This is a genomic window from Paenibacillus sp. JCM 18996 (assembly GCF_055392555.1).
In genome coordinates, this window is sequence record NZ_AP043884.1 from 2637227 (window position 1) to 2663759 (window position 26533).

27 protein-coding genes are annotated in these 26533 nt (G+C 53.1%); 10 read left to right on the top strand and 17 right to left on the bottom strand.

Going from position 1 to position 26533, the window contains the following annotated elements; all coding sequences use genetic code 11:
• Positions 1 to 15: 15 nt before the first annotated feature.
• The 4 genes from ACZ5N7_RS12910 (at position 16) to ACZ5N7_RS12925 (ending at position 2965) form a co-directional block, all read left to right on the top strand.
• Positions 16 to 1194: a D-alanine--D-alanine ligase family protein gene (locus ACZ5N7_RS12910; RefSeq protein ID WP_464654688.1), complete on the top strand. Its 1179-nt coding sequence runs from the start codon at positions 16 to 18 to the stop codon at positions 1192 to 1194.
• A 43-nt stretch (positions 1195 to 1237) separates the two neighbouring features.
• The gene (locus ACZ5N7_RS12915; RefSeq protein ID WP_464654690.1) at positions 1238 to 1951 is read left to right on the top strand and encodes a M15 family metallopeptidase; all 714 of its coding nucleotides are present in this window, start codon (positions 1238 to 1240) and stop codon (positions 1949 to 1951) included.
• 501 nt (positions 1952 to 2452) lie between these two features.
• Positions 2453 to 2653, top strand: a complete 201-nt coding sequence (locus ACZ5N7_RS12920; protein WP_464654692.1) for a cold-shock protein — start codon at positions 2453 to 2455, stop codon at positions 2651 to 2653.
• A 102-nt stretch (positions 2654 to 2755) separates the two neighbouring features.
• Positions 2756 to 2965 carry a cold-shock protein gene (locus ACZ5N7_RS12925; protein ID WP_464654694.1) on the top strand — a complete coding sequence of 70 codons (210 nt, stop codon included), beginning with the start codon at positions 2756 to 2758 and terminating at the stop codon, positions 2963 to 2965.
• Positions 2966 to 3058: 93 nt separating this feature from the next.
• On the opposite strand, the gene namA is transcribed toward ACZ5N7_RS12925, so the two are convergent.
• On the bottom strand, positions 3059 to 4069 hold the full coding sequence (gene namA, locus ACZ5N7_RS12930; RefSeq protein WP_464654696.1) for an NADPH dehydrogenase NamA: 1011 nt from the start codon (positions 4067 to 4069) through the stop codon (positions 3059 to 3061).
• A gap of 139 nt (positions 4070 to 4208) precedes the next feature.
• Between namA and ACZ5N7_RS12935 the strand changes: the two genes are divergently transcribed.
• A complete protein-coding gene (locus tag ACZ5N7_RS12935; protein ID WP_464654698.1) occupies positions 4209 to 4817 on the top strand; it encodes a DUF3298 and DUF4163 domain-containing protein in 609 nt (202 codons plus the stop codon).
• 182 nt (positions 4818 to 4999) lie between these two features.
• On the opposite strand, the gene ACZ5N7_RS12940 is transcribed toward ACZ5N7_RS12935, so the two are convergent.
• The 12 genes from ACZ5N7_RS12940 to ACZ5N7_RS12995 form a co-directional block, all read right to left on the bottom strand.
• Entirely contained in the window at positions 5000 to 6019 is a 1020-nt protein-coding gene (locus ACZ5N7_RS12940) for a LacI family DNA-binding transcriptional regulator (protein ID WP_464654699.1), read from the bottom strand.
• Positions 6019 to 6837: a 5-deoxy-glucuronate isomerase gene (iolB, locus tag ACZ5N7_RS12945; protein ID WP_464654701.1), complete on the bottom strand. Its 819-nt coding sequence runs from the start codon at positions 6835 to 6837 to the stop codon at positions 6019 to 6021. The genes ACZ5N7_RS12940 and iolB overlap by 1 nt, the downstream gene beginning before the upstream one ends.
• 92 nt (positions 6838 to 6929) lie before the next feature.
• Positions 6930 to 7973: an inositol 2-dehydrogenase gene (iolG, locus tag ACZ5N7_RS12950; RefSeq protein ID WP_464654703.1), complete on the bottom strand. Its 1044-nt coding sequence runs from the start codon at positions 7971 to 7973 to the stop codon at positions 6930 to 6932.
• Entirely contained in the window at positions 7970 to 8848 is an 879-nt protein-coding gene (gene fba / locus ACZ5N7_RS12955; RefSeq protein ID WP_464654705.1) for a class II fructose-1,6-bisphosphate aldolase, read from the bottom strand. The genes iolG and fba overlap by 4 nt, the downstream gene beginning before the upstream one ends.
• 53 nt (positions 8849 to 8901) lie before the next feature.
• Complete coding sequence (locus ACZ5N7_RS12960; RefSeq protein ID WP_464654706.1) at positions 8902 to 10353, bottom strand: CoA-acylating methylmalonate-semialdehyde dehydrogenase; 1452 nt, start codon at positions 10351 to 10353, stop codon at positions 8902 to 8904.
• Complete coding sequence (gene iolC / locus ACZ5N7_RS12965) at positions 10350 to 11390, bottom strand: 5-dehydro-2-deoxygluconokinase (RefSeq protein ID WP_464654708.1); 1041 nt, start codon at positions 11388 to 11390, stop codon at positions 10350 to 10352. The genes ACZ5N7_RS12960 and iolC overlap by 4 nt, the downstream gene beginning before the upstream one ends.
• 2 nt (positions 11391 to 11392) lie before the next feature.
• Positions 11393 to 12304, bottom strand: coding sequence for a myo-inosose-2 dehydratase (gene iolE, locus ACZ5N7_RS12970; protein WP_464654710.1), 912 nt, complete (start codon positions 12302 to 12304; stop codon positions 11393 to 11395).
• Between the two features lie 20 nt (positions 12305 to 12324).
• Positions 12325 to 14190, bottom strand: a complete 1866-nt coding sequence (iolD, locus tag ACZ5N7_RS12975) for a 3D-(3,5/4)-trihydroxycyclohexane-1,2-dione acylhydrolase (decyclizing) (RefSeq protein WP_464654712.1) — start codon at positions 14188 to 14190, stop codon at positions 12325 to 12327.
• Positions 14191 to 14367: 177 nt separating this feature from the next.
• On the bottom strand, positions 14368 to 14595 hold the full coding sequence (locus ACZ5N7_RS12980) for a hypothetical protein (protein ID WP_464654714.1): 228 nt from the start codon (positions 14593 to 14595) through the stop codon (positions 14368 to 14370).
• 4 nt (positions 14596 to 14599) lie between these two features.
• Complete coding sequence (locus tag ACZ5N7_RS12985; RefSeq protein WP_464654715.1) at positions 14600 to 15808, bottom strand: Ger(x)C family spore germination protein; 1209 nt, start codon at positions 15806 to 15808, stop codon at positions 14600 to 14602.
• Positions 15805 to 17388, bottom strand: coding sequence for a spore germination protein (locus ACZ5N7_RS12990; protein ID WP_464654716.1), 1584 nt, complete (start codon positions 17386 to 17388; stop codon positions 15805 to 15807). Before ACZ5N7_RS12990 ends, ACZ5N7_RS12985 begins: the two co-directional genes overlap by 4 nt.
• Positions 17389 to 17415: 27 nt before the next feature.
• Positions 17416 to 18507 (bottom strand): GerAB/ArcD/ProY family transporter, encoded by a 1092-nt coding sequence (locus tag ACZ5N7_RS12995; protein WP_464654718.1) that lies wholly within the window; start codon positions 18505 to 18507, stop codon positions 17416 to 17418.
• A gap of 204 nt (positions 18508 to 18711) precedes the next feature.
• On the opposite strand from ACZ5N7_RS12995, the gene ACZ5N7_RS13000 reads away from it, so the two are divergent.
• The 3 genes from ACZ5N7_RS13000 to ACZ5N7_RS13010 all read left to right on the top strand — a co-directional run bounded on the left by ACZ5N7_RS13000 (position 18712) and on the right by ACZ5N7_RS13010 (position 21450).
• Positions 18712 to 19800, top strand: coding sequence for a GerAB/ArcD/ProY family transporter (locus ACZ5N7_RS13000; protein ID WP_464654720.1), 1089 nt, complete (start codon positions 18712 to 18714; stop codon positions 19798 to 19800).
• Between the two features lie 124 nt (positions 19801 to 19924).
• Positions 19925 to 20488, top strand: a complete 564-nt coding sequence (locus tag ACZ5N7_RS13005) for an NAD(P)/FAD-dependent oxidoreductase (protein ID WP_464654722.1) — start codon at positions 19925 to 19927, stop codon at positions 20486 to 20488.
• A gap of 92 nt (positions 20489 to 20580) precedes the next feature.
• The gene (locus tag ACZ5N7_RS13010) at positions 20581 to 21450 is read left to right on the top strand and encodes an aldose epimerase family protein (protein WP_464654724.1); all 870 of its coding nucleotides are present in this window, start codon (positions 20581 to 20583) and stop codon (positions 21448 to 21450) included.
• A 102-nt stretch (positions 21451 to 21552) separates the two neighbouring features.
• Here ACZ5N7_RS13010 and ACZ5N7_RS13015 read toward each other — a convergent pair whose 3' ends face one another.
• The gene (locus tag ACZ5N7_RS13015) at positions 21553 to 22485 is read right to left on the bottom strand and encodes a TRM11 family SAM-dependent methyltransferase (RefSeq protein WP_464654725.1); all 933 of its coding nucleotides are present in this window, start codon (positions 22483 to 22485) and stop codon (positions 21553 to 21555) included.
• A 143-nt stretch (positions 22486 to 22628) separates the two neighbouring features.
• Between ACZ5N7_RS13015 and ACZ5N7_RS13020 the strand changes: the two genes are divergently transcribed.
• On the top strand, positions 22629 to 23681 hold the full coding sequence (locus ACZ5N7_RS13020) for a phosphotransferase (RefSeq protein WP_464654727.1): 1053 nt from the start codon (positions 22629 to 22631) through the stop codon (positions 23679 to 23681).
• Positions 23678 to 24571, top strand: a complete 894-nt coding sequence (locus tag ACZ5N7_RS13025) for a phosphotransferase (protein WP_464654729.1) — start codon at positions 23678 to 23680, stop codon at positions 24569 to 24571. Before ACZ5N7_RS13020 ends, ACZ5N7_RS13025 begins: the two co-directional genes overlap by 4 nt.
• Positions 24572 to 24618: 47 nt before the next feature.
• On the opposite strand, the gene ACZ5N7_RS13030 is transcribed toward ACZ5N7_RS13025, so the two are convergent.
• The 3 genes from ACZ5N7_RS13030 to ACZ5N7_RS13040 all read right to left on the bottom strand — a co-directional run bounded on the left by ACZ5N7_RS13030 (position 24619) and on the right by ACZ5N7_RS13040 (position 26371).
• Positions 24619 to 24855 (bottom strand): hypothetical protein, encoded by a 237-nt coding sequence (locus ACZ5N7_RS13030; protein ID WP_464654730.1) that lies wholly within the window; start codon positions 24853 to 24855, stop codon positions 24619 to 24621.
• Between the two features lie 20 nt (positions 24856 to 24875).
• Complete coding sequence (locus ACZ5N7_RS13035) at positions 24876 to 25541, bottom strand: hypothetical protein (RefSeq protein WP_464654732.1); 666 nt, start codon at positions 25539 to 25541, stop codon at positions 24876 to 24878.
• A gap of 245 nt (positions 25542 to 25786) precedes the next feature.
• The gene (locus ACZ5N7_RS13040) at positions 25787 to 26371 is read right to left on the bottom strand and encodes a GNAT family N-acetyltransferase (RefSeq protein ID WP_464654734.1); all 585 of its coding nucleotides are present in this window, start codon (positions 26369 to 26371) and stop codon (positions 25787 to 25789) included.
• Positions 26372 to 26533: the final 162 nt, after the last annotated feature.

A 26533-nucleotide genomic window follows, 5' to 3' on the forward strand; every position in this document is an offset into this window, starting at 1 on the left:
TTTGGAGGTTGTCCCATGAAAACGAAAGTCGGCGTACTTTTTGGCGGAATGTCCGTGGAACACGAGGTTTCCGTCATCTCCGGGCTGCAGGCCCTGCACTCATTAAACTCTGATAAATACGAACCCGTACCGATCTATATCAGCAAAAAAGGAGACTGGTACACCGGCGAGCTTCTTTCCGATATCGAGCAGTACAAAGACCTTCCCGCGCTTCTTTCCAAATCCAAAAGGGTCCTCCTGTCCACCGACGAGTCCGGCAAGCATCTTCTTCTTGATCCGCAGCCCCGCATGTTCAAAAGCAGCCTGGTGAACGAGATCCATGTGGCTTTTCCCGTGACGCACGGGTCCTATGGCGAAGACGGCGCGCTGCAGGGGCTTTTGGAAGTGAACAAAGTCCCTTATGCCGGCTGCGATGTCCTTTCGTCCGCTGTGGGGATGGATAAAGTGGTGATGAAGACGATCCTGCGCGCCGCAGGACTTCCTGTCACCGACTATGTCGCTTTCAACGCCAGAAATTGGAACGATGACCGGAAGGCATGCGTCGGCAAAGTGGAATCGCAGCTCGGATATCCGGTCATTGTGAAACCGGCTAACCTGGGCTCCAGCGTTGGCGTCCAAAAGGCGGGCACCCAGGAAGAACTGATTGAGGCGATCGAAAATGTCACCCAGTTCTCCAACAAGATCCTGGTCGAGAACATGGTCACCGAGCTGAAGGAAGTCAACTGCTCCGTGTTGGGCGATTATGAAGAAGCCATGCCTTCCGTGATCGAGGAAGTCGGCAAGACGAGCGACATCCTCAGCTACCAGGATAAATACATGAACGACGGCTCCAAAGGCATGAGCGGCGCAGCCCGCATCATACCGGCGAATATCACGGAGGAGCAGACGTCCGAGATCCAGCGCCTTGCGGTGCAGACGTTCCTTGAGCTGGGCTGCAGAGGAGTGTCCCGTATCGATTTTCTGATCGATGAGAGCACGGGAGAAGTTTATGTGAACGAGATCAACACGATTCCGGGCTCGCTTTCCTTCTATTTGTGGGAGCCGACGGGTGTACCTTTCGAGCAAATGACCGACCGGCTCATTCAGCTGGCGCTGAAAAGATCCAGGGAGCAGGCGAACCTGACGTTCTCTTACGACACCAACCTGCTCGCGCTGAAAGGAAAAGGCGGCGGAAAGCTTGGCGTGAAACGGTAGTGTCTGCGGTTGGGCACGGTTTGTCAGGAAGGTGATGTCCCGCATGTACTCGGTTAAGCCGATTCCTCCAATACAGGATGTGACGGGCTGGAGAAATGTACTTATACAAGATAACGGGGAACCGTTAGTTTCTTTAGAGGGATTGTCGAAACGCATCGAAGTAAAGCCTTTTTACTTTGAAACCGGCGTTCCCGGGGCTGTCAACGGGGCTTTTGCCCGCAGGGGCGTGGCTGAACGTCTGCTGCAGGCGGCTAAAGGCCTGCCTTCGGGCTACCGTTTCGCCGTCTTAGATGCTTGGAGGCCTATCCAGGTGCAGCGGTACCTGTATGAAGCTTTCCATTCCCGTCTCCAGCAGGATCACCCGCATCTTGGCAACGAGGAGTTGTCAGAGCTCGTTTCCAAGTATGTATCGAGACCTGTGGCTGATTCGCTGCACCCTTCCCCTCATCTCACCGGTGCGTCAATTGATTTAAGCTTGCTGGACTCAGTCGGCAAAATGGTGGAAATGGGCACGGGCTTCGACGATTTCACGGAACGTTCCCGCACCCGGTATTATGAGGAGTTGGAGCAGCATGCGGGACGGCTTGGAAACAAGGAGCGCATTGTACGGGACCACCGCCGGCTGCTGTTTCACGTGATGGCTTACGCCGGGTTCACGAACTACAGCGAGGAATGGTGGCACTTTGACTACGGCAACCAATTCTGGGCCCGGGTCACCGGGGAGCCGACCGCGTTGTACAGCCATTGCTCGCTGTAACCGTTCGTGCCTCAAGCTGGACTGATGATCGCCAGCACTCCATTCAGACCATAGGACATTGCGGGCCTTATTCCCAGCAATTCGCGATAAACAGTGCCGGCATTGCATGATTGGTCCGAATATACGCGAATTTTCTTGCTGCATTAATGAGATCAACCGGCATCGAAGTATATAACGTACCCGAATTCCGCTATCTGCATATTTCCCATCATAGCTTGGCGTGCCCCAAATTGCCCACAGATGCGTCAATCAAATCTTTTACAAACAAAACAGGCATAAAAAACAAAGCAATCAGGTAAAATAATTCTAAGAACTGAAATAAAATTGGATAAAGTTAGTGGCACTATAAAAAAATGTATGTTATAATAAGTCATTGGCATATATGGAACCCAAATTCACATATTAAAAAGGGTCGCCACTGGGAAATGGTTGCTCTTTGTAATATGTGAATTTTTCATATTAAATCTAGTTCAATGAACAAATTATTGGAGGTTTTCTTAAATGGAAACAGGAACAGTTAAATGGTTTAACGCAGAAAAAGGCTTTGGCTTTATCGAAGTTGAAGGTGGAAAAGACGTATTCGTACACTTCTCCGCAATCACTGGCGACGGCTTCAAAACCCTTGACGAAGGACAACAAGTTCAATTCAACGTGGTTCAAGGCAACCGTGGACCGCAAGCTGAGAACGTTGTAAAATTGTAATTTCCATAGAAAAAGAACTGCCCGATCCTCTGGTCGCAGGCAGTTCTTTTTCTAATTATTCTGAGGACTTAAAAGACGGCTACTTATAAGGAGGATTTGCAATTGTATTTCTCTAAGAAAAACATGGAACCGATTCAAGAAGAACAAACTTCTGTTTGGACGTGCAGCACAGACACATGTACCTGTTGGATGAGAGAGAATTTTTCCTTCGAAGAAAGCCCGTTATGTCCCGTATGCAAGTCCCCGATGGTTAAGGGAATAAAAATGCTGCCGAGCCTCTCTAATCACAACAACCCGATGCATACCAAATAAGGCTGGCATCCCGCATAAATGCCAAAGAACAGAGCACTGGCCAAACGACCAGTGCTCTTCTTTATTCCCAAGCCTCGCCTTACGATTGCAATGTTACGACCAAGCCCGCAGATATTGTTTTGGCGGTGTGATCTCCACTCCCAACTGTTTTGCAGCCTTGCGCGGCCAATAAGGATCACGCAGCAGTTCCCTTGCGAGGAAAATCAGGTCCGCCTGGCCTTCCTGCAGAATGTTCTCAGCCTGCTCGGCGTCCGTTATTAGACCGACAGCACCTGTGGCAATCTCTGCCCGTCTCCGAATCTCCTCCGCATAAGGAACCTGATAGCCGGGAAATGTATCGATATGGGCCCGCACGATTGAGCCGGAGCTGCAGTCGATGAGATCCACTCCCTGCTGCTTCATGCGCTCAGCGAAGTACACGAAATCGTCCATCGTATTGCCTTCCGGATGGTATTCGTTAGCGGAAATCCGGACGAACAACGGACCGTTCCAGATCGTTTTGACTCCGTCAATGACCTCTCCGAGAAAACGGTACCTTCCCTCGCGGTCTCCACCAAACTCGTCTTCACGCCGGTTCGCAAGCGGACTCAGGAACTCGTTAATCAAGTATCCATGTGCCGCATGGATTTCGATCAGGTCAAATCCTGCTTCCTTCGCTCTGCGGGCTCCATCTATAAAGGCCTGAATGGTCGTCTGAATCTGTTCCCGCGTCATTTCCTCCGGCACTTTGCTGTTTTCGTCAAAAGCGATCGCCGAAGGCGCCACAATAGTACCCGGTATTACCGCTTTTCTCCCCGCATGGGCGATTTGAATTCCGATTGAGCTTCCCTGCTCATGCACCAGCTGAACTAGCTCCCGAAGCCCGGAAATATGTTCATCACTCCAAATCCCCAGATCGTTCGGGGAAATTCTCCCCTGCGCCGTCACCGCCGTAGCCTCGAGGATAATCAGCCCAACCTGCCCCACGGCGCGGCTCGGATAATGGACCCTGTGCCAGTTGTTCACCATTCCGTCCTCTTGTTCGCAGGAGTACATGCACATAGGCGACATGACGATCCGGTTTTTCAGAGTAAGCTCTTTCACTGTATAAGGTGTAAACAGCACGTCTCTCTCGTCCTTTCCCGTTGGAATCGTTACTTACTAATTGTAACACAAATGTTCACTTTTTATGAAATGCCCGCTTGTGAGCGAACCCGGACGCCCAGCACGGAATATACATAGTACAAAAATAAGGATGATCCGCATGAACAAAGAGCTGCTTCCCGTCAATATACAAACGTACCGTTTTGTCAGGCCTAAGCTCGATGTGCAGTATCCCCTGATCGCCGAACTGCCGGATTCCCCAAGCTATCATAAAATAAACAAGACAATCAGTGCCGAAGTAGGCAAAATTGCCCATCAGCAGGGGTATCCGCAAAATCCGAATACGGAATCGAGCGGTTACTATGAGCTGAAAACGAATGAACGGAGAATACTCAGCCTCAGCTTGTTCAATTACGCTTTTTCCGGCGGGGCGCATGGGATGACTTTGCAGAAGCCGCTCACTTTTGATGTAAATACGGGGACTCTGTTCTCTCTTCGTGACCTTTTTAAACCGGGAACCGATTATGTAAAAAAGCTCTCCACCATTGTCCAGGCCCAGATTCAAGCGCGAAACATCAATCTATTGGAGCCTTTCAAGGGGATTCGTCCGGACCAGGATTTTTATATCGCCGATAAAGCGCTTGTTCTGTTCTTTCAACTGTATGAGATTGCGGCTTATGTGTACGGCTTTCAGTATTTTCCTGTCTCGGTGTATGAGATTCAGGATATGATCGATGAGGAAGGCCCGCTGGGAAAAATGATTTATTGAACCTCAACATGCCCTGAAGAAGACAGTAGCTCAACTGCAGCTCAACGTCAAGAAGTCTTAGACCATAAAAATGGCCTCGTATTCCTCAGCTCAATAATGCACGAATAAATGCAAATAGCTGCCTAATCAGGCAGCTATTCTTTTTTTACTCTCATCGCTTTATTAGTCTCCGATAGGGTTTCTCATTTCTGCAAGCCGGCTGCCGGTGCGGCAGTGGATGCTCGTACAATAATCTCGGGCTGCAGGACTATGCGCTGCCGAGCGGAGGAAACCTTCTTGATCTGCCCGATCAATAAGTCGACCACCGTTGTAGCCATCGAGTCAATAGGCTGGGCGACCGTCGTCAGCGGAGGATCCGTCACCGAAGCGAGGATCGTATTATCGAAACCGATAACCGACAGGTCGGCCGGCAGACGCAGGCTCAGCTCCCTGGCGGCCTGGATCGCACCGATGGCCAGCAGGTCGTTGCAGCAGAACAGTGCTGTCGGACGATCGCTCTGCCGGAGCAGCTCCAGCGTCCAGAGCTTCCCGTCCTCGATGGCGTAGTTGCAGCTGCACACCCACGAGCCGGGCAACTCCTGTCCGCGTTCCAGCATGGCCTGCCGAAAGCCCCTCACCCTTTCCCGGCTTGAGACGACTTTCTCTTGTTCCGCCAACACGGCTATCCGGGTATGACCCAGCTCCAGCAGATTCCGTGCCGCCAGCACGCCGCCTGTGAAATCGTCGACAACCACCGTATGGACGGAACGGGACGGCATTTCCCGCGCGATCATGGCGACGGGGATGCCGCGCTCCAGCAGGGGATCGAGCAGCTCTTTGTTATCCATCCCGGTGCCGATGATCAAGCCGTCGACGCTCTTTTGCAGCAGAAGCCTCAAATACCTCTCCACCCGTTCGTCCCGGTTGTCCGTACTGCAAATGATCAGGCTGTAGCCAAGCTGCTCGCTTTCATCCTCGATGGCTCTTGCGATTTCGGCGAAAAAAGGGTTCGAGATATCGGGAACGAGAAGTCCTAAAGTGTAAGTCTTTTTGCCGGTCAAGGCGGAGGCGATCACACTGGGCTGGTAATTCAGCTTCTTCATGATCGACATAATCTCGCTGCGCCTCTCCTCGCTGATCTTTCCTTTGCCGTTGATCACTTGGGAAACCGTCGCGATAGACACGCCGGCTTCACGGGCAATATCGTATATGGTCGCTTTCATCAATCTTTCTGCGGCTTCGCCATAATCCAGGCATGATCCGGATCGTTATGGAACTTCCACATGCGCTTCGGACCGGCCATGACATTCAGGTAATACACTCCGTATCCCGGAGGAGCCGAAACCGGATGATATCCGCGAGGCACGAGCACTGCCTGCCCGTCGCCGACGATCAGCGTTTCATCCAGGGACCTGTCGTCCGTGTAAATCCGCTGCATTGCAAAACCCTGCTCAGGCTCCACCCGGAAGTAGTATGTTTCCTCCAGCATCGATTCGTCCGGCAGCGCGTCGCGGTCATGTTTATGGGGCGGATAGCTGGACCAATGCCCTTGCGGCGTGAACACCTCGACCACGAGCAAGCTGTCGGCAGGCTCCTGCTCCGGTAAAATATTGTGTACTTGACGCTGGATATTTCCGTATCCGCGCATTTCCACACTCACTTGCTGAGGCCCGATCAGACGCGCCTTATGGCCGCTCCGGCCGGGCGCCGAGCATACTGCGAGCTCAAGCTGAGTCTCCGCCCGCACCTCATACCGGTCATTGTTCGGCACGTATACGGAATAAGGGGGCGTTTTCTCAAACACATTCATGCGTTCTCCGACGTTCCGCCACTGTTCTTCCCGGGTGCTGACATCCGCCCTGCCGCTGAGCAGCACGAGGCACACCTCCCGACCCCCTGTCTCCCTGCTCAGTAGCTGGCCCTCTGAAAGCCGGACGATTTCGAAACCGACATATTCCCATCCCGCGGTCTGTGGGGTGATGTTCAGAACGCTTCCATCTTCGTTTGGGGAAGACAGCGGTTTCACAATCAGCTCAGACATACACATTTCTCCTTCCGATAATCATTCGACCTATCATTGGTGCTTTTAGCTTATCATTGTTTCTCGCGGATTATCATCGTTACTTCCGCCGATCATTGTTCTACCAGCGTTTGCTTGAGCAGATCATAAACCTCGCCCGTTTTGACCGGCCTTCCCAGGCTGAGGGACAGCTTGGCCGCCAGAGCGATCCGTTCCGCCTGGATTCCGTCGTATCCGTTCACGGGCACAGGCTCCTCCTTCAGCAAACATTCGATAAACTTCTGCGTTTCCTCCACATAAGCTCCGTTATACCGTTCCAGGAAAAAATGCAGCGGCTTGTCGCGCACAATCCCCTCTGCCGTGCTGATTTCGGCGGTGTTCGGGTGATCATTGGCGATCGCGACACTGCCTTTGGAGCCGAACACTTCCACCCTCTGGTCGTAACCGTATACCGCCTGCCTGCTGTTGTCGATCACTCCGAGCGCGCCGTTCTTAAAGCGCAGCGTGACAATCGCCGTGTCCACATCGCCATGCTCGGCAAATACTGAATTAATAAGTACCGCGCCCTGCGCCCACACTTCCTCAACTTCGCTTCCGCACAAATAACGGGCCATATCGAAATCGTGGATCATCATGTCCATGAAAATGCCGCCCGATACCTTGATATAGTCCTCATGAGGCGGATTGGGGTCACGGGAAGTGATTTTCACAATATGCGGTTCCCCGATTGTTCCTCCCTGCACCAGTTCGCGGACCCGCTTGAAATTATGGTCGAAACGCCGGTTGAAGCCGATCTGCAGTTTTACTCCCGCCTTAAGCACCTCTGCGAGCGCCTCTTCCGTCTGCGCGACGTCCATGCTAACCGGCTTTTCGCAAAAAATATGCTTCCCTGCCTGCGCCGCCTGCTTGATCAAAGGAACGTGCGTATCCGTAGAGGAGCAAATAAACACGGCATCGATTCCGGTATGAGCGATAAGGGCCGCACTGTCTTTGGTTACAAAAGGAATTCCGCGCTCGGCTGCCCACGCTTCCAGAACGGGGCCCGCATACAAATCACTGATTCCGGCAATCTCCGCCTCAGGCAGCTTCAGCAGATTTTCCGCGTGAATTTTGCCGATTCTTCCTGCTCCGATAATTCCGATTTTGATCTTTTTCATTGTTCGCTTCCTCCCGATTTGCCTGAACAGCCGAACAAACGGATTTTCGAGATCACCGAGGCTTTCACCGCTTCCCGAGCCGGAATCAAGTAATTGCGCGGATCGTAAGCTTCCGGGTGACCGTTCAAATATTGCCTGATGGCGGCGGTACAGGCCATTTGGTTGTCGGTATTCACATTAATCTTGCAGGTGCCCATCGAGATCGCCTGGCGAATCTCCTCATCGGGCAGCCCGCTTCCGCCGTGCAGCACAAGGGGCAAGCCCGTCAGTTCCCGGATCTGTCCCATCCGCTCAAAGCCGAGCCTCGGCTGTCCGCGATAAGGTCCATGCACCGATCCGAGCGCAGGAGCCAGGCAGTCGATCCCGGTCTCTCGCGCCATACGCAGGCATTCCTCCGGCACAGCGTACATCCCTTCCGCCTCTTCCACCACCAGATCGTCCTCTCTGCCGGTAATCCGTCCGAGCTCGGCTTCCACCGAGACGCCCAGCGCGTGCGCCGCTTCCGTGACGCGCTCCGTGATACCGATATTGCGCTCCAGCGGATGATGCGAAGCGTCGATCATCACAGAGGTGAAACCGGCATGAATGGCCCGCAGGCAGACTTCATAGCTGGAGCCATGGTCCAGGTGCAGCGCCACAGGAACCGTGATATCGTAATGCTCTGCCAGCGCTTGGACCATCCCCGCTATGCAAGGCAGCCCGCCCATATACGGAATGTACGCCTCGCTGACGCCCAGAATAACCGGCGCTTTCTCTTCCTGCGCCCCCTGCAGAATCGCCTGCGTAAACTCAAGATTGTTCAAATTAAACTGGCCTACGGCATATCCGCCGTCCAAAGCCTGCTGCAGCATCGCTTTCATCGAAACGAGCGCCAAGGCGTTCCACTCCTTCCGGGGAAATTTCGATAAATCTTTAGCTGAAGTCGGCACTACCAGCGGGCGGTTACCATCTTCTTGCGCGTATAGAAATCCACACCGTCCGAACCGTTCGCGTGCAGATCCCCATAGAACGATTTCTTCCAGCCGGAAAAAGGAAAGAACGCCATCGGCGCAGGTACGCCCAGATTGATTCCAAGCATTCCGGCGTCGATGGTTTCCCGGAACAGGCGAACATTGCTGCCGTCCTTCGTAAACAGGCAGGCGCCGTTAGCGAGCTCCGAACGATTCGCCACTTCAATCGCTTCCTCCAGCGTGTCGGCTCTCACGATGGAGAGCACCGGCGCAAAGATTTCATCCTCCCAAATTTTCATGCCGGGCTCCACGCGGTCAAAAATCGTCGGCCCCACAAAGTAGCCCTTTTCGTCCGACGTCGCGTCTTTCCGACCGTCGCGGATAAGCAGAGCACCTTCTTTTTCCCCCGTTTCGATGTAGGAGATCGTACGATCCTTGTGCGGAGCGCGGATGACCGGACCCAGGAACACGCCTTCGTCCAGGCCGTTGCCGATCGTAAGTTCGCCCGCCGCCTGCACCAGCTTGTCGACAAGCTTGTCGCCAATATTGCCGACGGCCACTACTACGGAGCAGGCCATGCAGCGCTCACCCGCCGAACCGAAGGCGGCGCTGATGATTTGCGTCACGGTGCTGTCAAGGTCCGCATCCGGCATGACGATGGAGTGGTTCTTGGCGCCCGCGAGCGCCTGGACCCGCTTGCCGTGGGATGAAGCGGTTTTATACACGTATTCCGCCACCGGTTGAGAGCCGACGAAGGAGACGGCTTTAATGTCCTTATGCTCAAGGATGCCGTTCACCACATCATGCGCGCCGTGTACGATGTTCAGCACACCGTCCGGCAGGCCGGCTTCCCTGAACAGCTCCGCAAGCCGGTTCGCTAGAAGCGGGGTGCGCTCCGACGGCTTCAGCACGAATGTATTGCCGCAGGCGACAGCCAGCGGAAACATCCAGCACGGCACCATCATCGGGAAGTTAAACGGCGTTATGCCGCCCACCACCCCGACCGGGTACCGGTACATACCGGATTCCAGGTTGGTGGCGATATCCGGCAGCTGCTTGCCCATCATCAGCGTAGGCACTCCTGCCGCAAATTCGACGCATTCGATGCCGCGCAGCACTTCGCCGTGTGCCTCGTTGTAGCTTTTGCCGTTCTCAAGCGTGACCAGCCTCGCAAGCTCCTCCCAGTGCCCGACCAGCAGCTGCTGGTACTTGAACAAGATGCGGGCACGTCGCGGAACCGGAGTGCGGCTCCAGGTATTGAAAGCTTCTTTGGCCGCGCTTACGGCCCGATCGACATCCTCTTTGCCGGACATAGGGACATAAGCCAAAACTTCCTCCGTTGCCGGGTTGTATACAGGCTCGCTATTGGAGGACACGGATGGCGTCCACTGCCCTCCAATCCAGTTTTTCAAAGTTTGCGGCTGTGTCATCGTGCAGGTTCCCCTTTCATTTGGACGGACTCATCCGTAATCTCTCCGCGATTGCAGCGGTCGATATAATCGTGCACCTGTTCGGCTGTCGGCATGGCGTCCGAGCAGCTGTGGCTGGAAATGACGATGCAGGCGGCAGCGCTGCCGAATTCCATGCATCGTTCAATCGGCCAGCCCTGCATTACGCCATAGAGAAAGCCTGCGGCGTAGGAATCTCCCGCACCGAACGTCTTGACGACCTTGGCCGGGAAGCTCTTCGCTTTGTGGCCGGCCCCGTCCCGTGTGTAAGCGATCGAACCTTCCTTGCCGTGCTTGATGATAACGATCTTGGCCGAGTAATCGAACCATTTGCCCGCCGTCACCTGGTCACTGTGCTCCGTGTTGCCGTCAAACCGCTCCATCATGTCGAACTCTTCCCGTGTGCCGAGGATGATGTCGCATTTTTCGGCAGCCAGGTTGTAGTAAACCGCCGTTTCTTCGGGAGAAGTCCACGTATAAGGCCGGTAATCCAGGTCAAAAACAATCACGGCCCCGTGCTTCCTGGCGTAGCTCAGCGCCTGGAACACCGCCTCCCGGGACGGGCTTTGGGCGAGAGCGGTGCCTGAGATCAGCAGCACCTTCGACTGCGCGATCAGCGGTTCCTGCACTTCGGCAGGCGTTAGCAAGAGATCGGCCGCGTTATCGCGGTACATCAGGATGCTGCAGTCCGTCGGGCTCTTGATTTCCGTAAAAGCGAGCCCCGTGACCGCTCCGGTATGATCGGTCACTACATTGGAGGTGCGGATGTTATTGCGGCGCAGGTAAGCTTCGATGAAGCGGCCCATCTGGTCGTCCGCAATTTTGCCGATAAAGGCGGTGCTCATTCCCAATCTGGCCATGCCGATCGTTATATTCGCCGGAGAACCGCCGACATATTTCGTAAACGTCATCGTTTCTTCCATGGGACGGTGGATTTCATTGGCGTTCAAATCGATGCACAGCCGGCCGACAGCGACAAAATCCAGCGGCTTTTCCGCCGAAAAGGGTACATAAGTCATGGCTAGGACCTTCTTTCCTGTGAAATGAGAGACTCGATATACTCCAGCGATCTTTTGGCGTATTCGTAAGGGTTATGCTCCGCCGGATCCTGCTCGCCTTCCAGCATCGCCCATCCGTTGTATCCACGCTGAAGCAGCTCCCGGAAAACCGGGGCGAAATCGAGGCAGCCGTCTCCCGGCACCGTAAAGACCCCTTTGCGGATGCAGGTGATAAAGTTGGCCCGCTCAGCCCTGGCCTCGTCCAGCACCTCCTGCCGGATATCCTTTAAATGGATGTAAGCGATCCGGTCATAATGCTTGCGCAGCACATCCAGAGGCTGCGCGCCGCCGTAATAGGCGTGGCCGGTGTCGAACAGCAGGTAGACGAGCGAAGGATCGGTCAGCTCCATCAGGCGGTCAATCTCCTCCGGCTGCTCCACGACCGTCCCCCCATGGTGATGGTAGGTCAGCTTCAAGCCGTATTCCTGCGCAATCGCGCCGGCGGCGTTCAGACCTTCCGCCAGACTCTGCCAGCCCGCTTCGCCCAGGCGCAGCACTTCTTTTTCATGGGAAGTACGGCGGGGATCGAAATGCAGCGAGCCGCCCACCTCCGCCGTGCTGATCACCGTGCTGCCCATTTCCGTTAGAAACTCCGCATGCTTGCGGTATGCTTTCAGTTCTTCTTCGCGAAAAGCTGGATCGGAGAACAGCACCGACTTCCACTGCGAAACCAGCTGGATGCCCCGCTTCGACAGCTCCCGCTTCAACGTTTCGGTGTCTGCGGGGTACTTTCGTCCCATTTCCGTTCCGGTCAGTCCAAGCAGCCGGATGTCGTCCAATATTTGCTCGTAACGGGTGCCCTCGCCATGCTCCTTGACATCCTCTCCGACCCAATTGATCGGATGGATGCCCAGCTTAAACGGCAGCTCTAGCATCGGTATGTCCTCCTTTATGTTTAAAAGCTCCTGGCCGCCTGAATGCGGGCTTTCATCTCTTCGTACGCTTCCAGAACCTTGCCGCTTACGGATACTTCCGGCACGCCGACCTGCCACCAGGACTCGTAGCCGTCCGTGTTCGTTCCCGGCACAACAGGGATCTCTACCAAGGTGGTCACCTGCTCCTGTCTGGCCTGCTGCAGCGCGTCCCTGAGCTGTTCCGCCGTTTCCGCTTTGTATGCCTTGGCTCCCAGGCTGCGGGCATGCGACACGAAATCGATCGGCAGATAGCCGCCCGTATAGGTACCGACGGCCTCTTCCCGGTAGCGGAATTCGTTGCCGAAGCCATCGCTGCCGTGGCCCCTCTGCAGGTTGTGGATGCATTGGAACCCGTGGTTGTTGAACAGCAGCACCGTAATTTTGCGCCCTTCCTGAAGGCTCGTAACGAGCTCGGAATGCAGCATCAGGTAGCTGCCGTCCCCAACAAGCGCGTAAACCTCGCGGGCCGGCTCGGCCAAGGCGGCGCCGAACGCTCCGCTGACCTCGTATCCCATACAGGAGAAGCCGTATTCCATGTGATACGTCTTTGGCGCAGTCGGCCTCCACAGCCGGTGCAGGTCGCCGGGCAGGCTGCCGGCGGCGCAGACGATCACTGCCGACGGATCGATGGTCTCGTTGATCACGCCGAGCGCCCTCGTCTGGGCCAATCCTTCGCCGTGCTCCAGGCCGTATAAGCGGTCCACCTCCCGGTCCCACTGCTCCTTGAGCCGACACATCTCCGACGCTTCGTATCCGCTTCGATAATTCGATGATGACAGCGCTTTCCCAAGTGCGCTGATCGCTTCTTTGGCATCCGCGGTAATGGCCTCCCCGTTCAGCTTTGCCGAATCAAAACCGCTTATATTGATGTTCACAAACCGGACACCCGGATTCGCGAACGCGGATTTCGACGCCGTAGTAAAATCCGAGTACCTGGTGCCGACCCCGATGATGAGATCCGCCTCTTTGGCCAACAGGTTCGCCGCAAGCGAGCCTGTCACTCCGACCGCGCCGACGTTCAACCGGTGGCCCCATGGCAAAGCGCTCTTGCCTGCCTGTGTCTCCGCCACGGGAATGCCGAACGCTTCCGCGAATTCCGTGAGCTCACGCTCCGCGGAAGAATAAAGCGTGCCGCCGCCCGACACGATCAGCGGCCTTTTGCTGCCGGCGATCAGCTCCGCCGCCCGCTTCACCGCATCCGCCGCAGGCGGCCTGCGGTCAATATAGTGCACCTTCTTCTCGAAGAAGGCTGCAGGATAATCGTACGCTTCCGCCTGGACGTCCTGCGGCAGCGCAAGCGTCACGGCCCCCGTCTCCGCCGGGTCCGTCAGCACCCGCATAGCCTGCACCGCGGCCGTCATCAGCTGCTCGGGACGCACGATGCGGTCCCAATACTTGCTCACTCCCTTAAACGGGTCGGTCGCCGAAACCGTATAGTCGCCGGCCACTTCCAACTGCTGCAGTACCGGGTCGGGCTGCCTTGAGGCAAAATTGTCGCCCGGAAGAAGCAGCACCGGGATCCGGTTGACCGTTGCCGTCGCGGCTGCGGTTATCATGTTTAACGCTCCCGGCCCAATCGACGTCGTACAGGCGAAGATCTGCCTGCGGTTGTTCTGCTTGGCGAAAGCAGCCGCCGCATGGACCATTCCCTGTTCATTCTTGCCCTGAATGAACAGCAGATCCCCTGCGGCTCGCTCCAAAGCCTCGCCGATCCCCGTCACATTGCCATGTCCGAATATGCCCATGACTCCTTTCACAAATCTAGTCTCCTGCCCGTCTATGGAGATGTACTGCCTGTCCAGGAAGCGCAGCAGCGCCTGGGCCATCGTAAGCCGAATCGTGCTCATCCTGCCATCCCTACTTTCCGAAAGTTTAAGGAACCGTATTGGTAAGCGGTTACATTCAGGGTGTTTAACAGCGCTTAACCCATTTCAGTTAAGCGCTTAACTTGTTAATTCTTATTATATCAAAAGAAGGGATGATTTGGAAACTAAATTCTTCCCCTTTGCGGGCTTTCCGACTGTTTACCGCCCCAGAAGTTTCACCGTCATCGGCCCAAACACAAAAGCCAGCCAATCTATGGGATTGGGAACAGGCGCATTCATGCCGAGGGCAATGCTTAAGCATGCTCCGGCAATAAGCAGAATAAAAAAGCACCACATCTCTTTTTTCAATTTATCCTTCGCCAGCCGCGGCACTTCCAGATATATAATTACCGCAGCCACTGCCAGTATTGCTCCGGTGACCCACATCAGCTTACTCCTTTATTTTTTGTTCAATGGATTGGGTAATGGTGCCCAAGCGTCTGATTTTGATATCCACATCCACATTGACCTCAAGACTCCCTATTTGTTCATCCCAATCATTCTTTAATTCCTTCCAGGCTTTCGGATAGGACCGGTGAACGACTTCCCCGAATCCGAAAATGTCCGATTTGTACTTCTTTTTTATGACATTGATCGCTTGCTGGATTTTGCCTTCTATATCCTCATTCGTTTTTCTTTCCAATTCGCTGATCGTCTCCGGTTTGGTCATATCGATCTTGCATCCGGATTCCCCCACGATCCCCTCGCCCTTGATTTTGACGTTGATCACCGGTTTTCCGTTCACCATCCTGCTCTTGACGGTTTTTTTCGTACGGACCACTTCCGTTGACATCGTTCCTCCGCCGCCTTCGGGACAAGCATAGACGACTACGGTGCTCTGCACATGGCCCTGGGTGTAGTTGTACCCTTTGCTTTCCTGCTCGTTTAACCAGCCGATCAGTTTATCGTGTTTAAAAACCGCCATTCCTGAATAGCGCAGAACGGCAGGCGTTTTCGCATTTTGCGTATTCTCTTTGCTGGTGCCTATCTTACTGTTTCCTCTAATTTCAATTCCCGTCAGGACCGGATGCCTTCCCTCGGTTATGATATTCGAAATCAGCTCATTTAAAGTGATTTTCCCGGTGGCGGCCCATTTTCTTTCCGACATTTCTAAAGAAGTGAACAGATGGTTAGCAGGTACTTTTTCCAATGTCGTGAAGGTGCTCAATATTTCTTTCGCCGTTTTTCCTCCTTTGGCAATAACGACATAGAAATCCCCCCGCACCTCCTGATCTCTTACAAGAAAGTCCAACATTTCGGCAATTCCCTCCTTCGCCAATTCCTCTCCAATGACAATGATCCGCAAGTGGGCAAAATAGATTTTTCTGGGCGATTCGGTGGTCATTCTCCGCAATGCCTGCAGCACCGTGGCCCCGTTTGTTGAATAAGTAACGACCGGCGCCCTCCCTCCCGCTCCCTTTTGTTTCGCAATTTCTCCGGGATTTACGATTTGCGAGGAAACTTCATATTGACTGCCCGTCTTATCGATGCCAACCGCTGCGGCTATGGCCAGCTGATTGAGCTCTCTGCGGCTCCAGCATCCGGTAAGCGTGAAAGACAACAGCATCAGGATGGGGAAAGAACGAAGGAACAATTTCATGGCCGCTTCTCCTCTTCCGGACTAGGGATCGTGCCCTTCTGTCTTCTGGCGGACTTTTTCTTGCCGGTGGAGCCGGAACCGAACAATTTGATCCTTCTGGGCAGGCGGATGATGGAATCTTTCAGCTCCGCTGGAACCAACGGTGCAAAAGGCGACATATAAGAAACGCCGAATGACTGCAGACTGCACAAGTGAAGAATGAGCGCGATCACGCCAAGAATCAAGCCGAACAGGCCAAAAGAAGCAGCGAGTCCCATCATCGCCATACGTAACATACGAATGGAAATCCCCATACTGAATGCGGGAATAACAAAGTTGGCAATCGCCGTAATGGCAACGACGATCACCATGGCAGGAGAGACTATGCCCGCTTCTACCGCCGACTGGCCGATGACCAGAGTGCCTACAATGGATACGGACTGGCCGATTGTTTTAGGCATCCTGACCCCCGCTTCCCGCAAAATCTCGAAAGTAATTTCCATCATCAGCGCCTCGACAAACGCAGGAAAAGGCACTCCCTCCCTCTGTCCAGCCAAGCTGACCAATAGGGTAGTCGGCAATAATTCCTGGTGAAAAGTGGTAAAGGTAATGTAAATGGAAGGCGCGAGTAATGCGATAAACAAGCTTAAATATCTCAGCAGGCGCAAAAGTGTGGCGAAATCGGCACGCTGATAATAATCTTCCGGAGCGTTAAAGAATTGGCCGAACAGAGCCGGAACGAGCAGCACGAACGGGGTCCCGTCAACAAAAATCGCTACACGGCCTTCCAGCAGCCAAGCTGCTGCGACATCCGGACGTTCGGTATTGAATACCGTAGGAAAGGGAGTAAATTTCGTTTCCTGTACCAGCTCCTCAATATAGCCGCTTTCCAAAACGGCTTCGATATCAATCTTGTCCATGCGGGAGCGGACTTCTTCAAGAACACTGTCATTGGCAATGCCTTGAATGTACATCGTCACTACTTTGGTCTTTGTGATCCTGCCGAGCTGCCTGCTTTCCATCCGGAGCCGGGTGTCTTTGATTATACGCCGCACCAATGTGGTATTGATGCCGATCGTCTCCGTGAAGCCCTGCCGCGGACCGCGGATGACCGACTGCGTGTTCGGTTCCTCCACTCCCCGCCTGTCCCCGCCTTTCATTCCGACAGCGAGTGCCAATGCATGGCCTTCCGCGAGAATCACCGCGTCTCCCGACATAATGGCCGTGTTCAGCGCATCGAAATCACGGATTTCTTCTGTTTCCGACAGGTTAAGGACGGCTTCTTTGATGTAATCCACGACATCTTGATCGATAAACGCATCAGGATGGGGCCGCGCGCCTCGTTCCGACAGAAAACCCTGCTGCAGAGAAGCGGTATCAGACATACCCTTAATGTAGACCAGTGCAAGCCGGATATCCGGAAACGCGGCCAGCCGGGTTTCTCTTACAATAAGATCGTCCATGTCCTTAAAACTCTCGCGGATGCGGTCCACAGTATCGGTGATATTGCAAGTTAAAGGTTGCCGGTCGCGGGATTGCTTAATTGTGCCGCTTTTTGAAGACGGGTATCGTTTAGCTTTCCTTTTAAAAAAATAATTCATGCGGTTCCCTTCCTTCTGTGCAAGTATTCAGGATCGTTTTCTGATCTTCGCCACAATCAGCAGAAGAACCGGGATAACAGTTTGAAAAGGAAGATGTACATACAGCGGCACGATCTTCAGCCCGATCCTGAGATGTTCCGGGAAGCTGCGCGCTATGAAATGGGAACTCATCCATATGGCGATCCCGGTCACCGGGTAAATGTACGCGCGTCCTTTCTTAGAAGGAATAAACCCGTTCAAACCGATTCCGGCCCCGTAAAAAAAGAGGAGGCATTTGAGAAATCCTCCGACAATCAATATGACAAGCGCAATAGATTCCAAATGCTGGATGAAGTCTCCAACCTGGATTCGGGCGGTCATTTTTAACAGCGGAAAGACCGCGTTCTCCATCCCGTAGACACCAAGGACACCTATATAAATTACGCTCATCAGCGTCAGGATGAGTCCGCTCAGCAGCATCCCCTTAAGTCCTGTCTGGATGGCTCGACGGGGATCGTGCAAATAAGGCATAAGCATAGTGAAGATAACCATCTCTCCAAAGGGGAAGGTGTAAACCTGCGGAAAGGCTGCGTTCACAACCGGCTTCCATCCTCTTTCCAAAACAGGCATCAAATTCTCCGCTTTCATCACATTGGATATCAAAATAAGCACGAGTCCCGCAAGTCCCAACATCATCGTAAAAATATATAAAAGCTCCCCGGTTTTGCCTATCGTTTCTATTCCTAAATAAGATGCGTAGACGATCACGAGAGCCATCATGAAAGTAACAATATAGATAGGGGTCTCGGGTAAAGCAGCCGTTAACAAGAGCGCTCCGAAATCCCTGAGCAGCCGACAAGAAATGTAAAGAAAATAAAGGATATACAGAACGCCAAGCAAACGGCCTAACCATTTGCCCAGCACCTTTTCCAAAATATTGCTCAAGCTCAGCTCCGGATAAAGTTTGTGCAGCCAGCCGTAAATCATAAACAGGCCAAGTCCAGCAACCATACCGAGCAGAACAGCCAGCCATGCGTCCTGTTTTGCTTCCTTTCCCACACCGACGACGATCGCGCTTCCGAGTTCAAATAAAACTATTAAGGAAAATAATTGATGCGCGGATAATTTCGTTTTATTCATCCCGCTCGAACCTACCTTCTGTAACTAAAGAGCTTTTCTTCTAGTTTTCCGTATATTGTCCAAATCGCGCGAAAGATATTACCTTCCGAAGCGGCAAAGCAAAATCCAGGAAGTCTTCCGTACCAAACACGTTTAGAAATATTTCACAAAGAGAACCATAGATACAGTAGCGCGATAGAACCGACCGGAGGAGATCTGACGCCCATGCTTGAGAAAGGAAAATTAACAGTGCGGCAGTTCAGCATTCTTGTTGTCCTGTTTACGATCGGCACATCGATTCTGCTGGCTCCCAGCCTGCTTTTTACCCGTGCCAAACAAGACGCCTGGCTTGCGGCGATTCTCGGATTGCTTGCGGGGCTGCTGGCCGTCTGGCTGTACGGTACGTTGGGAAAACGGTTTCCCGATTTGACCCTCATGGAATACAGCGACCAATTGTTAGGGAAACGGGCGGGAAGGGCCGTCTCCTTTCTGCTCTTTATCGGAATTTTTATTCTTTGCGCTTTAATCCTTCGAAATATGGGCGATTTTGTCACTACCCAAATTCTCGAAGATACGCCAATACTGGCGATCCATATCATGTTTATGATTATTATCACCATAGGCACACGTCTGGGCCTTCCGGTGATTGCGCGCAGTGCGGAAATCTTTTTTTCGTGGGTGATCCTGCTGCTGTTGACCATGATCTTTGCTCTCATACCCGATATAAAAATAAATAACGTGCGGCCCGTCCTGGAGCTGGGGCTGATACAGGATCTGCGGGCTTCGCTCCCGTTTATCGCTTTTCCCTTTCTTGAATTATTTATATTTTTGATGCTCATTCCCAGTCTCAATCAACCGGGTAAAGCCAGGAACGGATACATCGCAGGAACCCTCATAGGCGGAGGCATTTTAGTATTAATCACTGCGTTCACTGTTTTGGTGCTGGGAGGGGGATACCTGGGGATCAGTATTTATCCGACTATTGCCTTGGCGAGAAAAATAAAAGTCGGCGAGTTTCTGACACGGATCGAAGTAATTTTGGGAGGTGCATGGTTTCTTTCCATTTTTTTTAAGCTGACGATTTCTTTTTATTGCGCCGCTCTCTCTTTTGCCCATACTTTTAACCTGAAACACTATAAGCCGCTGACTTATCCGCTCGCCATGCTTCTTGTTCCGCTTTCCATAGTAATAAGCCCGAACATTACGTATCACCTTACTGTCATTCTGACTTCAATAACGATTCCCTATTTCATCATCGGTCTGGGCTATCCGTTGCTGCTGCTGGCCGTCTCCGGGTTAAAAAAGAAGCCATAGGCGGTCAGCCCTTTTCTTGCCGCGCAATCTGGTTCGGCACGTGCTCTTAACTTTCCTTTTTATAGTAAATTTGTTAAAGTGACAATGGAGACACAAAAAAATAAGAAAGAAGGAGATGTTGTACATGCACGATGTAGCCATTATCGGCGCGGGGCCGACAGGCGCGAGCGCAGCTTTATTTTGCGGAAAAGCGGGCCTGAAGACGCTATTGATCGACAGCAACCAGAGCGTTACGAAAAGGGCGTGGATCGAGAATCATTATGGTGTAATGGAAATTTCGGGGCCGGACCTGGTTGAAACTGGCAGGAAACAGGCCGTCAAGTTCGGAGTAGAGCTCATAGAAGGCAAAGTGGCCGATGTAGTCAAAGAAGAGGAAGGCTTCCGGGTGGAGAGCGATAACGGTACTTTCCAGGCCAAGCATGTCATCCTCGCAACTGGCATGATGGCCGATCTGGCCGAGAAAATCGGGCTGCGGACCAAACCCGGCACCGAGCCGCGCATCAAAACGATCATCGAAACCGATGCCAATGGCCAAACGAGTGAGCAGGGCATTTGGGCCGCGGGAACGGTGGCCGGCGTAAGTATGCACACGATCATCACCTCCGGTGACGGGGCCAAAGTCGCGATCAATGTGATCAGCGAGCTGAAAGGCGAGCGTTATGTGGACCATGACGTGCTTAAGTCTTAACCTGTCCTTTATCTCAAATAGTGCAGGGCACTGGCTGTCTCAGCCGGTGCCTTTTATCCGATTATGCCATTACCATGCAAAGGAGAAAACTGATGTCTGCCTATGAAGTGACCAGCACCAAAGATACTTATACACTCTATGAGCTAAAAGAAAAGGCGACGTCCTCCAGGGTGACCGTTTGTCCCGAGCGCGGGGGTATTGTGCTGAATTATTCGGTACGGGGGGAAGAGCTGCTTTATTTGGACAGGAACACGTTCCTTGATCCCAAGGCGAATATCCGCGGCGGCATTCCGGTGCTATTCCCGATCTGCGGGTTTCTGTCGGACGGGAAGTATGAATGGAAGGGCCTGACGTATGCGATGAAAAATCATGGTGTGGCAAGAACGCATCCATGGGAAGTGGCCCAATCCAGCGAAGACGGGCGAGCCTCTCTAACTTTAAAGCTGAAGAGCGGCGCTTCGACTTTGGAGGCTTTTCCTTTTGAATTTGAGCTGCTGTTCACCTACTCATTGAAAGACGCTCAGCTTCACATTGAACAGCAGTACAAAAACTTGTCCTCTGAAGCGATGCCGATGTACGCAGGGTTTCATCCCTATTTTGCCGCCGACCGCAAAGACATTGCCTATGACACGGACGCCGCCTCATATATGGACTATAACGACCACCTGGTCAAGCCGTACCAAGGGCGCCTCGACTTGAGCACTATGGTTGAGTCGGCCAATCTGCTGGATGCCCGCACACGACGCATTTCCTTCATGCCGACGAAAAAACACCGCATAAGCATGAGCTACAGCGACGAATTTGCCTATGTGATGCTTTGGTCCGTTCCGGACAAACCCTTTGTATGCGTCGAGCCATGGATGGCTCCTCCCGACGAATTGAACCGCAAGCGCGAGCTCACGCTGATACCCTCCGGCGAATCGCTCCGCTGCAGGCTTGTTATTTCCTGCGAGCAGCTGTAAAAGCTGAAGCAGCAGGAGAGCGGGCAGGAGTGCTATGTCCATCCAATGCAGCCGGTTGGCTATCTTTGCCCCGCGCACCTCTATCAGACTGCCCGGTTCGAGCTACTGGCACACGATCAACTGCCGGGAGAAGCTTCCCTTCCTGACGGCACAGCGGTCATGAATGCGGAAGCCAGCGCTTTCGATCAGCGAATCGATCGGTTCAGTCGTGATGATGACGGCTCTGCCGGCAAGCCTCCGGGCGCTTTGGAGCATGGACAGTTGCTCCGCCTCCGATATCACCGAGCATAAATTATAAGGCAGATCGAGGATCGCGGCGTCATAACGGCCGGACAGCTCCTTCATATCTTTCAGCTCAACTACGCCGGGAAAGCCGAAATGGGCCAGATTCGCCCTCGCCCCCTGCACAGCCAGAGGATTCATGTCGCACCCGACGATGTCGATGCCCATGGAGTGCGCCTCTATCAATACCGTGCCGATGCCGCAGCAGGGATCGATGGCTTTGATGCCGGCTGGATCGGGCACGGCAATATTGGCCGCAGCTCTCGCCATACGCGTGCTAAGCGCGGTGGAATAATTCTGAGGCTTGTCCTTGTGACGCAGCCATACTGCGTCATTCCTGGTATACTCGCCAAACCTCCATCTGCCTAACGCATAAGCTATACCATACAGCTTCTCCGGTTTACGCATATCGGCTCTTCCCCCGATGTTCGCTCCCACTTCCCGCTCGACCTGCAGCTTTTCCTCATATGGCAATTTAAGCTCGGCTTCCACAAACACAACCTTGAATGAAGCCCCGCCTGGCTCCAGCCCGCCGAGCTGCCGAATGATCGACTCTAGGCTAACGCCATCGTACAGGACACGGACCTTTGCCTTCACAAAAGGGCTCCGGCTCACATCCACGTCTTTCGCGCTGAGCAAAAATCCCCCCCGCGCTTCTATCCCGAACAAGCTCCGCAGCTCCAACCCGCAAAGCGGGATCTCATCCTCATGGCATACATAAGTGTATAAATAATCTTGCGGGTCATCATTCAATGAAATCATCCTTCCGCTTTTGGGCGCCCTTAACGGGCCTACATTATTAACGTCATAAAATTAAAATATTATTATTCCGCACCTTCCGCCATCCGCCGAATAGACTATTACAGCGCTCTATCAATCGATTCGGAGGTGCGATTTTGACAAAACGTACTTTCAACCTATGCAAGGCTGTTACACAAAAGTATGGAATGAAGCTGGACCGCGTTAAACCCTATGATTCGCTTTATAAGAAAAATTCCGCTTTCCGAGCGACCACGAACAAAGGGGACTTTGCCGTCAAAGCCTTTTACAGAAATATGCTTGAGCCCGGATTATCGACGAGAAAGCAGATCAGACGGCTTTTTTCTTATGCGGACTTACTGAAGCAGAGCGGGTATCCCCATATGCCCTCCTGGCTGCAAACCTCCTCCGGACGAAGCTGGGTGAATCATAACGAGTCTTATTATTATATGATGGAGTGGGTAGAGGGACGCAACCTGGAATTAAACGAAGAAGACTTCGCAAATCTGGGAAGAGCGTTGGCCAGGCTCCATACGGCCTGCACGGCGGAGGCACTCCCTGCGATGGGCCTGCGCACTTTGACGCAAATGCGTTTTTTTATAAACCAGGACCGCTTGTTCCGGCTGCGCTTGGCCAGGCTTCGGAAAGTCAGGAACAGGGGCATATGGTTCCGCAAGCACGGAAAGGAGTGCATCCGGTTAGCCGAGGAAGCGTGGGAGGTGTTCCGGAAGGCTGACGTGAAGAAAATCATGGAGGAAGAAGACAACTTTCCCGCCCTGGTGCACGGAGACGTAACCTATCCTAATGTGGTTATCCGGGCGGACGGCTTGTTCCTCATTGATTGGGAGCGCTTAAGAATGGACTCCATCTATTATGAGATCGCCAAGACGCTGCTGAACAACACAAGTTACCAGACGCATCTCATTCAGTCTTTGCTTCGGGGCTATGAGGAAATCAACCCGCTAAAGCCTGAGCAGCGCCGTTTGATAGCCGCCTTTTACCGTCTGCCGAGGGAAGCCTGGATAGCGGCAGCCGACCTTCTCCTACGTAAAGAACGGGAGGTGTATCGTGTGCTGAAAGTAACGTGGGACGACCGTCTTAAATCGATCCGGCTGATGGATGACTGGGCCGGGCTACAGCCGTCGGCTCCAGATTCATCACCGGTGGATAAGAATGGTGATCAAGGATGATCATCCTATCGGAAGTTGAACGCGAGTATGGCCTTGCCATTGCACGATGGGAGCGTATCCGGGATGTTTACCGGTTGTTTACGGATACGCACGGCGTTTTGTGCTTGAAGAGCTTTAAGGCGCCCGAGCCCGAGGTTGAATTTATTGCGCTAATCCTTAAGCACATTAATGAAGCGGGCCTGCCTAACAGCCCGAATGTGCTTCTTACCCTGCAGGGCTCCTCCTTCTTGACAAGGGAGAATGTCCACTACATGCTGAGCAACTGGGTGATAGGAGAACATCCTGATTTTCGGCACAAACGGGATTTTAAAAAAGCGATCCGCCTCTTGGCCAGGTTCCACTCTCTCGCGCAGGGCCCGCTTGTGCATGATCCCCCACAGGGGAGGATACGTTACGGCTGGTCAGGAGCCAAGATTGAGCAGTATCGACAAATATTGAACACCCATCCGGGCACAACCCGGTTTCAGTCCCTCTGCGAAGAAGCGCTGCTGCAGCTCACCCATCCTATGGTGCGAACGGCCATGGAACAAGAGCAGTCTGCACTCGCTTATGTGCATGGAGACTACAATTATCCGAATCTGGTGCTGGATTCCACCCGGACGCTTCATATGATCGATTTTGACAATACCTCGTTAAATTGCAGAATGCTCGACCTTTCCCACCTTCTTCACCGTAATTTCCCTTGGCGAGGTAAAGAAATGCTCCGCTGGGTCGAGTACTATGACCGAAAGCGCCCTTTGAGCGCGGCGGATCTGCATCTGCTGTACGCGTTGCTGCTGGTTCCCTATCCCTACATCCGGCAGCTCAGAATCGGTTATCCGCGCCGGCTCGCCCCTCCGGGTTCACAACGCATCCGCAGATACAAAAAGGAGCTGAAGCAGCTGCTGTAGTCGAATACAAAAGAAAGAAATGAGCCCGTGTGGTGAGTCCACTCCAGCTACTCTTCCTGCTCTCCTGTTGCCGCTTCGAATGCATTTGTCTGCGGAACCTGGGTGATCTCATCCTTCTGCTCCACCCAATAACCGATGTTTCGATACCATACCTCATACGAATCGTCCAATTGCAATTCCCTGCCGGGATCCTCGTTCACATCAGAGTCAACCTCCATCTCTTCCCCGAGCACTCCGTAAACATCGGCTTCTAAACCATCATCCTGATAATTAAATGCAGTCACTGTACCATCCTCCTCACAGATTAATCTGCATGAAGCGGTGTATGTTTATACAGACGCCAACCGAGCAGAACCGTCCAGACAAAAGCCGGCCCGGAAGTCGCCAGTAAAATCGGCAGACTATAGTCCGGCAGCAAAAGAGATGCGGCAATCCCCGCCGTCCCCCAAATGCCTGTTATGACTCCCAGCCGCGCGAATCTCCTTGTGACACCTGCCCGCCCCGGCATAGCAACCCCTAATAAAGCGATTCCAGACCACGCGAGTCCCATCGCGAAGTCACCCGCAACGATGCCTAACGCAAACAGCCCCTCCGATATGACAGCCGCACCGGCCTCAGGCTCGCCTCCCCAATACGTTGACACAACGGGCATAACTGTTAGCTCCATAGACAGGATAACCAGCCATATCGAAAGGCCTGCCGTAAAGAAGCGTGCGGCCAGCCGGGCCGACGCCCTTTCTTTTGCAAACGATTCAACACAAGACAGGCCTGTGAACAGGAGCACAACTGCAGCCAGCATTCCAATATGATCCCATTGCCAATGAGCGGGAGATTGGGCAATCATCCGGATGACTTCCCTGCCCGTCCATGGATTCGCCGCAGGCGGATGAAATGCGGAAGAAATGGCAAACAACAGGCATCCAACCAAAATAGCGGCGCCCGTTGCGCGGTATTTGCTAGATGACGACATGGCAGTATCCCCTCCTTTTGTATTCATTCCTGCCTCCCAAACATTTTCACAAACCTGTGTCCAGTTACTTCATATCCTAAATCTTCATAAAACCGGTGTGCTTGTTCTTTTCTTTTTAGTCCGCTCACAAGCCATGTACCTGCACAGCCCAGCTTTTGAGCCCTGTCTTCCACAAAAATTCTGAATCCCAGTACCCCGAGTACAGTGTGTAAATTCATTTGTATGCCCCAGCTTTCGAGCTTCCACTAAAATTCTCTGCCCTTCACTTTGGCGAATACCAACGTATCTCTTAATTCCCCGGAGACGTCACGCATTTCACTGCGTAAAACCCCTTCCAAGGTGAATCCCAGCCTTTCCGCGACTTTGAGGCTTCGTGTATTTCTGGCATCGCAGCGGATTTCCAGCCGATTGGCCTGGAGCTCCCCCACCGCAAAAGCTGTGATTCCCGCAACCGCCTCAGTCATAAGTCCCTGACCGCTCCATGAGGTATGTATCCAATATCCGATTTCAAATTTTCGCGAATTCCAATCAATGCGGTGAAGACCACTGGAACCTATAAAAAGACCTGTTTCTTTATGGATCAAATGGAGGCGCAGATCGGACCTTTCCAAAAAATGTAGCCTCGCCATCCGCGCATTCACTTCCGATTCTTCAAGGGACGGCAAATTTTGAGTCCAAGGCATCCAGGGCCTCAGTTCCGCTGCGCTTTCATGCAGAGCCTTATGCACTAAAACCCCGTCGCCGTACATCGGTGAGCGGATCAGCAATCGTTGTGTCTCAAAGCTTTCCGGAAACGACAATAATATCGGGTTCTGATTGGGTTTGCTCATCTGGGCTCCTCCCTTGCGGCTGTTGTTTAAAACATAAATTATAGGGTTTGTTCCCTAATTTTCAAGATATTACTTACCCCCTAATTACCCCCTAGAACCTGGTTAAGAAAAACAGAGTAATATCTGCAGAGCCCGGAGCCCACGGATTTATGCTTTCTTATT